The sequence below is a fragment of the Gammaproteobacteria bacterium CG11_big_fil_rev_8_21_14_0_20_46_22 genome, from assembly GCA_002796245.1.
Taxonomy (GTDB): Bacteria; Pseudomonadota; Gammaproteobacteria; order UBA12402; family UBA12402; genus 1-14-0-20-46-22.
Genome location: PCWT01000070.1, coordinates 1 through 14,407, shown reverse-complemented (window position 1 = coordinate 14,407; position 14,407 = coordinate 1). Strand labels below are relative to the sequence as shown.

General features: G+C 42.9%; 10 protein-coding genes and 1 tRNA gene. 1 reads left to right on the top strand and 10 read right to left on the bottom strand.

Annotated elements, in window-relative coordinates; translation table 11 throughout:
• Positions 1-70: 70 nt before the first annotated feature.
• The 7 genes from COV52_09910 to COV52_09880 all read right to left on the bottom strand — a co-directional run bounded on the left by COV52_09910 (position 71) and on the right by COV52_09880 (position 6,967).
• A complete protein-coding gene (locus tag COV52_09910; GenBank protein ID PIR10188.1) occupies positions 71-820 on the bottom strand; it encodes a hypothetical protein in 750 nt (249 codons plus the stop codon).
• A 33-nt stretch (positions 821-853) separates the two neighbouring features.
• Positions 854-1,597, bottom strand: coding sequence for an alcohol dehydrogenase (locus COV52_09905; GenBank protein ID PIR10187.1), 744 nt, complete (start codon positions 1,595-1,597; stop codon positions 854-856).
• A gap of 131 nt (positions 1,598-1,728) precedes the next feature.
• Entirely contained in the window at positions 1,729-2,214 is a 486-nt protein-coding gene (locus COV52_09900) for a damage-inducible protein DinB (GenBank protein ID PIR10186.1), read from the bottom strand.
• Positions 2,215-2,234: 20 nt separating this feature from the next.
• The gene (locus COV52_09895) at positions 2,235-3,122 is read right to left on the bottom strand and encodes an integrase (protein PIR10185.1); all 888 of its coding nucleotides are present in this window, start codon (positions 3,120-3,122) and stop codon (positions 2,235-2,237) included.
• Between the two features lie 1,054 nt (positions 3,123-4,176).
• Positions 4,177-5,475, bottom strand: coding sequence for a hypothetical protein (locus COV52_09890; GenBank protein ID PIR10184.1), 1,299 nt, complete (start codon positions 5,473-5,475; stop codon positions 4,177-4,179).
• 25 nt (positions 5,476-5,500) lie between these two features.
• Positions 5,501-6,721, bottom strand: coding sequence for a recombinase (locus tag COV52_09885; protein PIR10183.1), 1,221 nt, complete (start codon positions 6,719-6,721; stop codon positions 5,501-5,503).
• Between the two features lie 169 nt (positions 6,722-6,890).
• Positions 6,891-6,967 (bottom strand) — tRNA-Val (locus COV52_09880).
• 88 nt (positions 6,968-7,055) lie between these two features.
• On the opposite strand from COV52_09880, the gene COV52_09875 reads away from it, so the two are divergent.
• Positions 7,056-7,841: an enoyl-[acyl-carrier-protein] reductase FabI gene (locus COV52_09875; GenBank protein ID PIR10182.1), complete on the top strand. Its 786-nt coding sequence runs from the start codon at positions 7,056-7,058 to the stop codon at positions 7,839-7,841.
• 15 nt (positions 7,842-7,856) lie between these two features.
• Here COV52_09875 and COV52_09870 read toward each other — a convergent pair whose 3' ends face one another.
• From COV52_09870 to COV52_09860, 3 genes are all read right to left on the bottom strand, one after another.
• A complete protein-coding gene (locus COV52_09870; GenBank protein PIR10181.1) occupies positions 7,857-10,910 on the bottom strand; it encodes an acriflavin resistance protein in 3,054 nt (1,017 codons plus the stop codon).
• On the bottom strand, positions 10,907-12,043 hold the full coding sequence (locus tag COV52_09865; protein ID PIR10180.1) for a hypothetical protein: 1,137 nt from the start codon (positions 12,041-12,043) through the stop codon (positions 10,907-10,909). The genes COV52_09870 and COV52_09865 overlap by 4 nt, the downstream gene beginning before the upstream one ends.
• Before the next feature lie 69 nt (positions 12,044-12,112).
• A complete protein-coding gene (locus COV52_09860; protein ID PIR10179.1) occupies positions 12,113-14,017 on the bottom strand; it encodes a hypothetical protein in 1,905 nt (634 codons plus the stop codon).
• Between the last annotated feature and the right edge of the window lie 390 nt (positions 14,018-14,407).

Below are 14,407 nucleotides of genomic sequence, written 5' to 3'. Positions count from 1 at the left end.
AATTATTGTTGAAAAAATAATCTGATTTAGTCGCCAATTTGAACAGCAGGAATAGGCTCAACTGCGTTTTTTAGGTTGATATTTGTTTAAATGCTAATGGGTGTGTCCAAAATGACATATGCTGTGCTTCAGGAATCACATGCAGCTTTGCTGCTGGATTTAACCTTTGTATTGCTGGATGCATCGCACTTGGAACCGATGAGTCTTTGCCCCCAAGGATGAGGTCGACCGGACATTTTAACGTTTTAAACCTATCTCTAAAATCTGTTTTATCACAAAGCCTAACACCTTGTAACAATACATCGAGATCCTGCTTTGGCGTTTTTTCAAGGAGATCAATTAATTTCTGATATTCTTTGGGCTTTGGATTGAAGTCCGAAAACTCAACATCGTAATAAGCTTTAAAGAAGTCAACAAACCCCAGCTGAGTAATTTCTGAAAAGCCTGCAATAAAGCCCGGTTTTGGCACAGCTGGCCAGCCATCATCTTCAATAAATTTAGGCGAAGTTGCCACACCAATGATACGGCTCACACGCTCAGGATAACGTGATGCAATCGATAAGGTGACTAAACCACCAAATGACCAAGGTACATAAATGGCAGATTCAGGTAATTCTGGTAAAAGAAAATCTGCAATATCATGAATATTGTCAATACTGGGCGCCCAATCGCTTTTTCCCCGACCGGGTAAATCAACGTTGGTTATCCGATAGCCCTTTAACTGATCAGCAATGGGTTGCATATGGCGCAAATCACAACCCCAGCCATGAATTAAAACAACATCCTTGCCTTGTCCTGAAACTTGTTTATTAATGGACATAACATTCCCCTCTATTAATGATTAATTTATTTGTTATTCGTTTAAGCCATAGGCTTCGTGAGTTGCGCGTGTTGTTTTTTCAACAAAGGGTAAACAATGAAGCACAATCTCTAATGGTATTGCTTTGCGGCTTAAACTCAGCAAATACCGAACGGTTTGACAAATATCGTCTATTTCTATCATGTCTTCAGCCTTAAATAAACGGCCTGCTGTCATTTCAGTGGCCATCATGCCTGGGCAAAGATTGCTTACCTTGACACCATAAAGTGACATTTCTTTTGATAAAGCCTCACTAAAGCCCGATAGACCAAATTTAGAGGCGGCATAAACACCGGCAAAAGATGCCGCCACCTTACCTCCTAAAGAAGAAACATTCATGATATAGCCTTGTTTTTGTTGTTTCATTTGTTTCGCAACCACTGATGCCATATGGATTGCGCCATTGAGGTTAATTTGAATAATTTTGTCTATTTCTTCACTGGATAGCGTAGTTGTCCCGTGTTGTAAAACACCCGCATTATTAAACAACAGATCAATTCGACCATATTTTGAAACAATCTCTTCAACACACTGCTCCACCTGTTTGGCTTCTGAAACATCCAGCGAATAAAATAGGCTATCGCCACCAGTAGCTTTAATCACCTCACAAACCGACTCAAGCTTGCTTTTATTTCTCGCTACAAGGACTACTAAATAACCCTGCTTTGCCAAATCTATGGCAACCGCTTTACCCAAACCTTGACTGGCGCCTGTTACGATTGCTATTTTTTTATTCATCAGTATCCCCTTTAATCATTCACTTTATTTCGTTTACAGCAGTCTAGTCTAGCCTTGTCTTAGCCTATCACAATATAATGAATACTAACTTCTAGCCCTGTTTGAAAATCTTTCCGTATTACTCGCATACGCTAAGCCTCATCTTTAAAATAGATTAAATCCATCACAGGCGCTTCGTAACCCAACTGCGTTAACGCTGCTGAAATTTGACCGCGATGGTGCGTGCCGTGATTAAACACATGATATAATGCTTTTGCATAGGATACGGTACTTTGAATATCTTTGGTATTCATATAATCCAGTTTTTCAGGCAGAGCCGTTAAATCTAGGATCTTAATAAAATCAATCCACTGAATAGCTTGGTTATCAATCTCCGCTTTTAATTGCCTCCTATCACTAATCAGTTCTTGATCTAAACGATCAACTTTTATTATATTGCCAACAAATCGTGACAGCCAAAGTTTATCGACCAACAATAGATGATTTAGTGTGCCATGGATGCTTTTAAAAAATAACCCCATATCTTTTCGATAAGATTCATCAAGGAGTTGATCAATAGTCTGGTAAAGCACCTGATATCCCCACCGATGATAATTCGCCAAACTATCTAACATCATTCTCACCCCCTATCGTCAATTTAATTTTTAAGCGCCCCAATATAGACGGCCAAAATCCTGGCTCTATTATGCCCCATCAACTTGGAAAGTTGTAGTCGAACGGCGCGATCAAGCTTTTTTTGTTCCGGTGATAATTCCCTTCGTGATGGCCCGCCTTTGATAGGGCATTCCCAGCCGGTTAATTCTTTATAACGCGATTGCGCATATTGATGTCTAAGCCCATGAGTTTTATAAATTCCTTTTCGGCGAAAATATTGATTAATCGTGTTGCGATACGTTTTATAATTGGTATCCGATGGAATAAGCGAATGCTCTTTATATTTTACCAGAGCTTTCGCTTTGTCTAACCACTGCCGTTGTTCTTCCGTCAAAATAGGCACATGACGCGGACGGCCGCCCTTCGTCCATGAACCCTTCAAAAATAGATGATTTCCTTGATCAGCAATGTGTGGTTGAATTTTTAAACTTTCTTCTACGCGTAAACCAAACAACTTTTGTGCCTCTAAGCTTAATTTTCGGTAGGGTTCATGAACCTTATCCAAATCTGTTTCACTGAGATTGCGAGACTTGTCCTGATTAGTGACATATTCGCGCTTAGGAATTTTTAGCGTTTTATTGTTTGGCACGATTTCTGCCCTTTTAAATTTACCCATGAGCCAGCGAAGTGCAGCAGCTTTATTGCGAAGCGTACCGGGCATATCGCCGTTAGCTCTCCAGTGGTCAACGAGTTTATAGACGTGGCGAGTACGAATGAATTTCGCACTATCTAATTTATAACCCATTTCCCACAAGGTATCGGCGAACTGTAATAACATTTTGCGTCGATCATCTTGAGTGGTAAATGAGCCGTCTTTGTTATGCTTGAGCACATTAACAAACGTGCCTTTAAACGTATGCTTTTTAGACATGGTTTTTTCCTCCGAATTCAATGAGATGTTTAAATGAATTTTTGCCGTTTTTATTTTGCACGCGGCCTGCACGCCGCGTTGCTATTGCTAATACCTTGTATTTATTGCTTAAATTGATTCGCCTCAAGGGCGTCACTTTGTACATTTTTCAAATATACAAAGTGACGCCCTTGAAATAATGATCGCCATCGCCTGACTAACCATTCATGATCAATAAATATTGACCGACCATACGGTGAGTGATGTTACACTCTGTACCAGCAATAAAACTGGCACAGGCAACGAAGTTGCAAAAGTGTCTATGAATGGCTGAGGCCGAAAACCTACCGCTTTACCGGATAAAATCTGGCAAGCAAGCTGTTTCGTCAGCGCGTTGGTTTGCTATTGCAGCGAATATAGACTGGCTTACTGAGCAAGCCAATTACTAGGAGTTTTATCTCCGGCCTTAGTGTTGCCGGAGATTTAAGTTAAATAAAAAAAGCCGCTATCCTACGAATGAGAACAAACGGCTTTTTCAGTTAAAGGGCGTTAATACGCCAAGTTTAAATCCATCGCTCATTTTGCAATGAAGCAATGGCAAGTTTTAATAGGACTGTTTTATTACAACTAGGCACACGGAATAAAACAAGGGTGCTGAAGTAGCGTGTGCTACTTTGATGGTTTTCACAGCGAGCCATCTGTTTAAGTCTCTTGCGAGACCAGTTAAATACTTTGTGATAAATTAATCTTTATCACAAAGCAGGGGTTGCCGAGATAACCAAGGTTATCTTGATAGCTCACACGGCACGCTATCGATCTTACTTCGTTGAGCGATAACCGCTCAAGGCATATCACTTATTTTTTACTGAAAAAATGACATGCCATGAGCCGTCACGAGTGTTTCACAAAGATTGAGAATCGTTTTTTAAACTTAAGCGTTTGTTTTTATTTGATTTGAAGCAAACGGTCGCTGTACGTCACGACGGACATTCGCATGTCTCCCGTGACGTACAGGTCAAACTCATAGAAAGAGTATTTCCAATTTTCGACAAAAATCATAAAATGTCTAGCTACTCTATTTCTTATGTGCTCCACCCTTTTTAGCAATAAACAAAAGTCGATAAGGTGACTTATTAAAAACATATATTATTTTATCGGTTTTATTTTTAGAAAATGCTATTCTATTATCAGTTTGCAGAACAATCCATGGCCTTATTTGATTATTTCTTTTGTCATAATCCAACTGATTAATAATACCTCCATATTGTGCAAGCCCTGGAGTAACATATAAATTTTGATAATATTTACCCAGCTTTGTATTCGAAACAGAATCAAAAATTCCAAAGCCAATCCACACAAATACTCCTACTGTAGCAATAAATGAAAAACATAAAATGAGCTTTAATACTCTATTAGTAATATCTGGTCTAACACTCCCAATAACCATTTCATTGTTAAGCAATATTATTGAAAAAGGTGCAAAAGCTGGAAAAATATAAAGTAAAAACGACACAAAATAACCGTTATTCTTCAAGCCTTCCGTGCTCATAGCCAACACTCCGAGAAAACAAATATATGACAAGAAAAATAGGTTCAAGAAAAATGCGAGAAAAAATTTCCCTTTTCTAAACCTAATAAAAAACCCTCTGCTTCCTTCTACCTCATATAGATACTGAAAAAATGGCAGTATAAAAAGGAAAGCCAGTACCAATACGTTCGTACCAAGCACAACGTGAAGATAAAGCTTTAAGCACATTATTATGAATGGCATATAACCGACTATCAACAATGGTATATAGAACGCTAATAGAACTCCTTTTAGTGATTTAACAGGGCTCAATTTGTAAAGCTCAAACGAAAGGTAGCTGCAAAAAATAAACAGCACAATCAAAAACATGATTAACAACAAAGGCATCATAAGTCCCCAGACAAATACACCACTGCTTATATGCTCGAATACATTTGGCAACAAGAAGCTCAGATGTAAGTTATGCAAATATATCCCGATAGCAGCATAACCAATAATTGCCGAGACCAAGCCAATAGCTGTAATCACTGCAAGGATATTTTTAACCGTCAGCCATTCTAGCGCTTGGAATACGATCCATTCGTAAAGATCCGAACAATATGGTACTAATAAAGCCAAGCTAGAAGATTTATCACTTATTTTAATATATGTTTCATACCTGGATATTATAAGCATATTTTTACACAGCTTAATGAATCGTTTATATAAACCTGCATTGATCTTTTCTGACAAGAATATACTTTCCCTTGGGCTGGTGATCTTTTCTTTTATTGAGTTTCCTCGCATTAAGAAAAACTCCAATGCTTCCTCCAGTGTATTAATTGACTTTACTTTTTTCATAAACATACCTCTGTACAATCTTTAAATAAGCTCACTTATCCAACCGCCCCACAGACTCAGCCATAAAATCCGGTGCCAAATGCGCATACTTCATCGTCTGGCTGATTTTCTTATGACCTAGCAGTTTTTGCACAGTATATAGGCTAACCTCCTTCATCACGAGCTTGCTAGCAAAGTCATGACGAAGATCATGCCAGCGCAAGTCTTCGACTTTGCAATCATCACGCACGTTTGTCCAAACTGTTTTGATGGATGAAACATGCTTTTCTGGATTACGCGGGCTTGGAAATACATAGGCGCTCTCAATAGCCTCTGTTTGCTTTAGCCACTGTTTCAGTGCCTTTTGGGCTGTTTTATTTAATGGAATATGGCGCGCCATATAGTTTTTAGACTTCTCAACGAACAAGGTATTATCCTCTAAATTAACGTAACGGCGTTTCAAGCGAAATAATTCACTACGTCGAACACCTGTGTTTAGCGTTACGATGACCATCGGTAAAAAATGGTCAATAAAATCTTTCTTTTTGTACTCAGGATATAATGGTTTGCCGCGCTTTTTACGCCATTCATTCGCGCGTGCGCGGCCTGCCTTTACAGACTCTTCGCGCTTATTTAACACTTCAAATATCTTTTCGGTTTCGGCGGCACTTAAGTATCGAACACGCGTATCATCACATTTTAATGTTTTCACCCCTTTCAAAACATGTTCATCTAGAATACCCCATTCCACCGCTTTAGAAATCGCTGAACGCAATGGTGTAATCGTTCGGTTGACCGTATTGACTTGCATGGCTTTGCTTTCCAGCTTTTTTGTGCGCCATTTTTCTAACTCTTGCACAGTGATCTTGTCCAGCTTTTTACCCAAGAGACTACTAAAATGCCGCTCGATGGTTTTGATCGCTTCTTCGCCAGATTCATTATGTGCCTTTACCCAGGGAGCATAATCATCATCTAAAAATGCACGTAATGTCGGCATACCCTTGGCTTTCAAAGCCGCCGTTTTAGGGTCTATGCCTTTTTCATAATCACGAATAATGTCAGCCGCCTTACCTCTGGCGTCTTCGGGCTTCATGACGCCTACTTTGCCCACATTAATACGCCGACCTCTGGCGTACTGCGCCACATAACGCATTTTGCCTGAGGGCAATACACGGATTAGAAACCCTTCCGTTTTTGTATCCCGAACGTCATATTCTTTTTCTTTTGGCTTCAACCTGTTAATCAGCGATGCTGAGATCAATGCTTTCATCATTTTACCCTCATTTTAGAGTGCAAGTAGAGTGCGCCTTGCTTATAAGACTATAGTATTTTGTACAAAAAATAGCAAATCAATGCAAAAGCCACAAAGCTACCCGGCCTTGCGGTAGCCCTGTAATCTATTGAAATATATGGAATTATTTAGAAAAATCAGTCGCTTAAATTGGTAGGCGCGATTGGACTCGAACCAACGACCCCCACCATGTCAAGGTGGTGCTCTAACCAACTGAGCTACGCGCCTACACCAAGAGGCGCTTATTCTACCCAGGTATTGGAAATAATCAAGCGTGGTGTACAATGGCCGCTACACAGTCAAAAGGAGTCAAACGATGGGATTTTTACAGGGTAAACGCGCGCTGATTGTGGGTTTATTGAGCAATAAATCGATTGCCTATGGCATCGCAAATGCCATGCACGAACAAGGCGCCGAGCTCGCCTTCACCTACCAAGACGAACGCTTTCGTGATCGCATCGAAAAAATGACGGCCGAGTGGGATAGTCGCCTATTTTTCAAATGTGACCTCACTCAAGACCAAGATATCAGCGACATTTTTACAGCATTAAAAAAAGAGTGGGATGGCATTGACATCATTGTCCACTCCGCCGCGTTCGCCCCGGCCGATCAGCTTGAAGGTGACTACTTGGATTGCGTTACACGAGAGGGGTTTACCATAGCGCATGATATTAGTTCCTACAGCTTTGCCGCACTGGCCAAAGCCGCTAAAGACTTTATTCGCCCTGGCGGCGCACTCTTGACTATGACCTACCAAGGCGCTGAGCGCGCAGTAACCAACTACAACGTGATGGGTATTGCCAAAGCGAGTCTTGAAGCCAACGTACGCTACATGGCGGCAAGCTTAGGCCCGAAAAATATTCGTGTGAACGCCATTTCAGCAGGCCCTATTCGGACACTGGCCGCCTCGGGCATTAAAGACTTTCGAAAAATGTTAAGCTTCAATGAGAAAATTGTGCCGCTACGCCGCAATGTCAGCATAGAAGACGTGGGTAACACCGCCGCCTTTTTGTGTTCAAACCTTGCTTCAGGTATTACAGGCGAAATCGTGCATGTGGACAGCGGTTACCATGCGGTATCGATTGGTGCGCTAGAAGACTAGCGCGCGCCGGCGGCTCTAATCTTCAGCTTCTGCGCGCTTGATCCAGCCCTCAACACGGTTGAGACCGCCTGCGACCAAAGAATACACCGACGGCACTATCATCAAGCTTAAAATCGTTGAGCTAATCATACCGCCGATGATCACAACGGCCAGCGTACGATGCGCCTCGCTGCCGGCACCTGTAGAGAGCGCTGCCGGCAACATCGCCAAGATAATCGCGCAAGAAGTCATCAATACAGGACGCATCCTTTGAGGGCAAGCTTTAGCTAGCGCATCGTGAACACTCAAACCCTCATGGCGATATTGATTAGTCCGATCAATTAAAAGAATCGAGTTTTTCGCCACCAAGCCCATAAGCAACAACATGCCGATCACAGAATAAATATTAAGTGTCATGCCTGTAATCCACAAAACCAAAACGCCTCCAACCACAGCCAAAGGCAAAGCCACCATCACAATCAAAGGCTGAATGAAAGAGTTAAATTGGCTGGCCAACACAATGTACATCAGTAGCAAAATCAACATCACTGTGTATAACACTTGAGAAACTGTTTGATCCATAGACGCGGCATTACCTGTCATCTTCAACTCAATACCTTGTGGCAAGTTGCTCGCAGCCAAGGATTTAATTTCAGCCACTGTTTTGCCTAAACCTTCTTTACTCACTGCCGAGAACGCGACGGAGTAGTTAAGGTCTGTTCGGTTGATGTCTTGGTTCGTCAAACTGGTTTCGAGCGAAGCCAAGGTATCTAAACGAACAAGCTGGCCACTGTTTAAGCGCATATAAATACGACTCAAATCAGAAGGATCAACAAACTCATCTTTGGACGCACGGAATAAAATATTGTAGCGCTGACTACCCGACTCACCCGGCGTGAAGTGGCCAACACGCACGCCGGTGCCCCCAAGAACAGACAATGTGTTAGCGACATCACTTGCCGAAATTCCCATACTTTTTGCTAGAATACGATTGAAGTTAAGCTTATACGCAGGCTTCTTCCGAGAAAGCCCCAAATAAAACTGGCCCAATTCGGAATGCTTGCTCAATGTATTGTAAAACGAATACGCAGCCTGTAATACCTCTTGCTGAGTTCGCCCCATTAGCACAAAGGTCACGTAGCTTGACTGCCCAGAGTGTGACATAAAGAATTCAGCGCCCGGAATGTTTTGCAATTGCTGCTGTATTGCACTCATAATTTCAGCCTGTGAAAGTTTACGTTCAACTTGTGGCTTTAATCGAACGTTGAGCGTTGCCTTTGTCGCTAAAGAAACAGACGCGAAATAGCTAGAGATACCCTGAGTTTGGTTTAATACGGTTTCAGCTTCTCGAACTCGCCCCATCGTATAGGCCTTGCTCACACCCTGAGGGGTTTGAACCGTCACAGAAAAGTGCCCTGAGTCTTTATTCGCCGGCATAAATTCTTTACCCACGAAATGAAAAATAGGCACGCTTAGAAACACAACTAAAATAGCGAGCAACACCATTAACCAACGAAAACGTAAAACAAAATGCAGTATCGCGTGATACACTTTATCAATAATCGACAGTACGCCTTCCAGAAAACGATACGTGCGCCCTTGTGTATGTGAAACGCGCATAAATGTTGAGCACAACACGGGCGTCAAAGTCAGCGCAACCAATAAAGAGATAATGACGCCGGCCGTAACAACAACGGCAAACGATTTAAAAAACAAGCCAATAATACCGCCCATAAAGACGACTGGCAAAAAGATAGAAACCAAGGAAAGACTTGAGGCAAGCACGGCAAAAACCACTTGATTGGCGCCATCAATCGCAATTTTTTTTCGGTCAAGCCCGGAATTACCTTCAAGCTTAGAAAAAATATTTTCCAAAACCACGATAGCATCGTCGACCACCACGCCAACCAATAATATTAAGCCAAGCAAAGTTACAATATTGAAAGAATAATTGAAAAAGTGAATCGCTGCGACTGCGCCCAACAAAGAAACAGGAATAGAGGCTGTAATAATTAAAGTCGAGCGAAAGTTTTTTAAGAAAAAGAAAATTACCAAGGCTGCGGCTAATACACTCAGCCAGATATCTTGTTCTAAGCCATGAGCAATATCCAAAATATAATCGGCTTCATTAAATACAATGCCAGTTTTCAAACCAGAAGGTAGCAAGGGATTAATCGCACCATGAAGCCTTTTCTCGACGGCTTTAGCAATGGAAACCGTATCGCCATCGGATTTTTTGATCACATTAATCCCAACGGCTGGTTTGCCATCATACGTAGCATATTGCTCTTTACTCGGAAAACCCAAGCTCACCGTAGCGATGCCTGAAAGGTGGACTGGCGCACCATCCCGATAAGCCACCACCAGATTCTTCAGCTTAGAGATACTATGAAATTGCAAATCAAGATTTAAATCATACTCTTTTTTACCGACGACCATGCTGCCGCCCGGCACGTTAACATGCTGCGTATGTAAAGCGCTTTGCACATCACTTGGCGTTAATTTTAAAGCTGCCATTTTTTTCAAGTTAAGGTCAACATAGACGCCCATTTTATCAACACCGACCACATTGACCGAAGCAACACCTGGAATGTTTTCAAGCTTAGGCACAACAACCTGATGCGCAAAACGCGTAATGTCTGATAATTTTTGGTCGCCGTACAATACCATTAAGAAAACGGGACTTGCATTCACTGAGGCTTTTGATATTAACGGTGCGCGCGCATCTTTTGGCATTTCACCACTGGTATGCTGAAGCTGACTTTCAACTTCGTTGTAGGCGGCACTCATATCCGTGCCAAGTTTAAATTTTAAGGAAACGGTCGACTCACCCGACTTGGACGAGGAGTCAACAGAAACAATACCTGAGATTGAATTAAGCGCCTTCTCAGTCGGTTTCGTAATGACTTCGTTCACCTGCGAAGCATCAGCACCCGGCATCATAGTTTTTACGGTAATGATAGGATAAGTAATATCAGGGTTTTCTTGAACAGGAATATTAACGTAGCTCAATACACCAAATAAAATAAACAAGCAGCTGAGCATACAGGCCATGACTGGCCGTTTAATGGAAAGCTTAGGCAAGGTCATGTTGAGGCCACCTCGTGAACAAGCTTATGCTTGAGTTGCGTTTCAAGATGTTTAGCCACCGTGACAGGACTGCCATTACCCACATATTGTGCTCCGTGCACAATCACCGAGTCATCTTTTTGCAAGCCGTCAATCACGACAACATCAGACCCTAGTTCGTAACCCAGCTTTACCCTAACTTCCTGCGCCTTATCATCTTTAACAGTGAAAACATAGTAAGCACCGCCAGGCTGGACCACGACAGCATCAACCGGAATTAACAAAGCATTTTGCTCAGCATCACCATACACCAAGGCATCAACACTAGCGCCCACTTTCCAGTTACCCGGATTAGGGAATTGAATCAACACGTCTTGTGCGCGGTTTTTTGCATTAATCTCGGGTTTAATTTGGGAGATTTGACGCTCAATCGGTGCGCCTGGCGAAGCCGGTGAAGAAAGTTCAGCCCACAAACCCGGTCGAAGATTCGCGCTTTTAACTTGAGAAAATGGCAAAACAGCGACTAACTGCTCATGATTAACGAGCTGTATCAGGGGCGTGCCCGGCTGAACCGTATCACCTGCAGTGACTTTTATTTCTTGAACAGAGCCTGAAATAGGCGAGCGAATATCGGTTCTATCTAAGTTGTTTTTAGCGTTATCATAAGCAACTTGCGCTTCTTTCACCTGCGCCTCTGCGGTTTTGTACTGCGCAACCACTTGTTCGTAATGCAGTTTTGAAACGATACCCTTTTCTGCCAGCAGGCCGTAACGCTTCATCATGGAATGCTTTTCATCAAGATTGGCTTTGGCGGAGTACAAACTGGCTTCAGCTCTTCGCATAGCCAGATTTTCTTGTTCTTTGCTTAAGCGAGCTAAAAGCTGGCCCTTTTCAACACGTTCACCTTCTGATACGAGCATATCCGCAACGCGAGCGCTCACGCGAGATTTGATAACCGGTTCTTCACGGCTTTTGATCGTACCCACAGAATGGTAGATAACACTGACTTTACGAGATTGAACTTTGACTACACTGACCGGCGTTGGCTTAGCTGCAGCAGCCACCTTTTTAGGCTCGGAATGTTTTTTACATGAACTTAGGCCAATCACAAGAAAGGCGGCCAGAGAGAGCGCGAGAAATTTCCTTATCACCATTGGTACTCCTAAGTAATATCGCTCAATATAACGCGTGCCGCCTGGAAGTTCAACCGAAGCGTAGCAACCTTAATTGAGCTTACGATATTTAATATTTGCAGCCTGCTTTAGACCATGTAGATATAAAGCATAGTCTAAACGCCCGGCATCAGCGACCTGTGCACGAGCAAACGCTTGATTGACCGAATCAGGAAAATCCGACAAACGACCCTGCTTAACGCCTGACAACACCAGCACAGCACTATCACCATTAGGCATCTTAATCGAAGTTGCAGGGTAACGAGAATGGTATGGCACTGGCAGAGAAAAAGCGGTCTCAACCAAAAGCGCAGGCAACGACTTGGACTGCGTATTGCGATTGACATGATCAACTTGATGAGCCGATAAGCCTTCTTTTTTAGCGATGGCTGACAGATCACGAGCACCATGAAGCTCACCCAGTAATTTAGTGGCTTTTGCCTGAGCCATCTCAGCCGACTTTTCTTGCACCAAAGTATTGTAAATCGTTGCTGAGACCTCATCGAACGGCTTCACTGTGGCAGGAATTTTTTGATTGAGCCTTAACACCATGACGTGAGTATCGTCAATATTAATTAAGTCGCTATTATTACCATTGATCAGCACATCCTGACTAAATGCCGAAGACAACAAAGCAGGGTTTGCAAACATGCCTGTTTTCTCTTTCTCACTAAATAAAGGCGATTTTTTCACCGAAAGCCCCAGGGCTTTTGCAGCTGGCGCCAAAGATTCCGGGTGCTCAAAGGTTAAACTCGACAAGCGATCCACCGCCGTTGAGTACTGTTTTTGAGCGGTTTGCTGAATATACATTTTCCTCACGCGCGCTTTAATATCATCATACGGGTATACTTTCGAAGGTTTAACCGCCAGAACTTTGATAAGTTCGAAACCATTGGGCAAAGTCAGTACAGAAGAAAGCTCACCTGGGTGCTTCAGCTTCACCAACGCTGCTTGCATAACTTCTGGGACTTCCATTAAGCTTACCCAACCGCCATTACCCAGGCTATCTTGCGCAGGGTACTGTTTAGCAAACTCACCGAAGCGCGCCGAGTTTTTCGAAAGCGCCTGCTCAATGGCCTGGGCTTTTTCTTTCGCGGTAGCAACCTCACGATCGCTCGCCCCATCAGATAATGGCACCTCAATCCGCGAGACTTTCCACTGCATGGGCACAGAGAATAAAGCAATATTTCCTCGGTAAAACGCCTGCAACTGTGCATCAGTCGGTTTTATATGCGACTCCACCGCGGACAAGGACAACTCCAAGTAATCGACACTGACCTTCTGAGGAATCGTAAAGGCTTGCGTGTTTGCCTTGTAATACACTTGTGCTTCGCTCGGCGTAACTTTCACATCAGACCTGTAAGCTGAAGCCGGGATGAGCGTGTAAGCGAAGCTTCGCGTTTGGTGCACCAAGCCCACAGCCCGCTCTGTCATATAAGAAAGACTAAACGCAGTTTCCACCATCCCATTTTGGACTTGCTGCAATTGAAGACTACTACTCAACGTTGAAAGAAACTGTTCTTGGGAGTAACCTGTCGATTGCAAAAAATTCATGAAACGTTTCTTAGAGAACACACCACCCTGCTGTAGCATTGGAAGTCTGGCCAACGTCAGTTCCAGCAAATCGGGGCTGACTGCAAAACCATTTTTCACAGCAGATTGATGCAACAAGGTCATCATCACCATGTTGTCCAAGACATGCTTTTTAAACGCATTCAATGCTGACTGAGTATTAATTTGATAACCCATTCGCTGAGCTTGCGCCTGAGCTCTTTGTAAAGTCGCTGAAAAACTTTGACTGGAAATATCCTGGCCATTGACGGTGACAACCGTAGCATTTTGACCACTGCTATCAAAATAATTGTGAATCCCCCACAGTGCAAAGCTTAGGGCCAAAAGACCCAAAATCACGGTGGCGATCACGCCCTGAGACTTATCACGAATAAATTGAAGCATGAGCAAAACACCTAGAAAGATTCAGTGTGTGAGACTAGCAAATGCACCCCAGGGATTCAAGCAAAAAGCCAGGTTTGTCAAGGCAAAATAGAAATGTCCCCTTTTGAGCAAAGTTAAAATGTCCCCTTTTGTAAAAAAGTTATGTGATGGCGCGAAGCGTCGAGCAGCGTATTTTTTAATTTAATCATAAAACTTGTTGTTGTATTAAAATAAACCCGTCAGTGGGTAAGCGATGGGCAAGTTAGGGTGCAAACGGTGGGCAACACGACGTGTTGTCCACGGTTTGTGCCCGACTTGTCCATCGCTTATCCACTGACACCCTTTCTTTTTTTAGATGGCAGTAGAAGTGGTGGTTTGAGCGGGTTGGGTCTGAGGATTGGGATAGTTGCG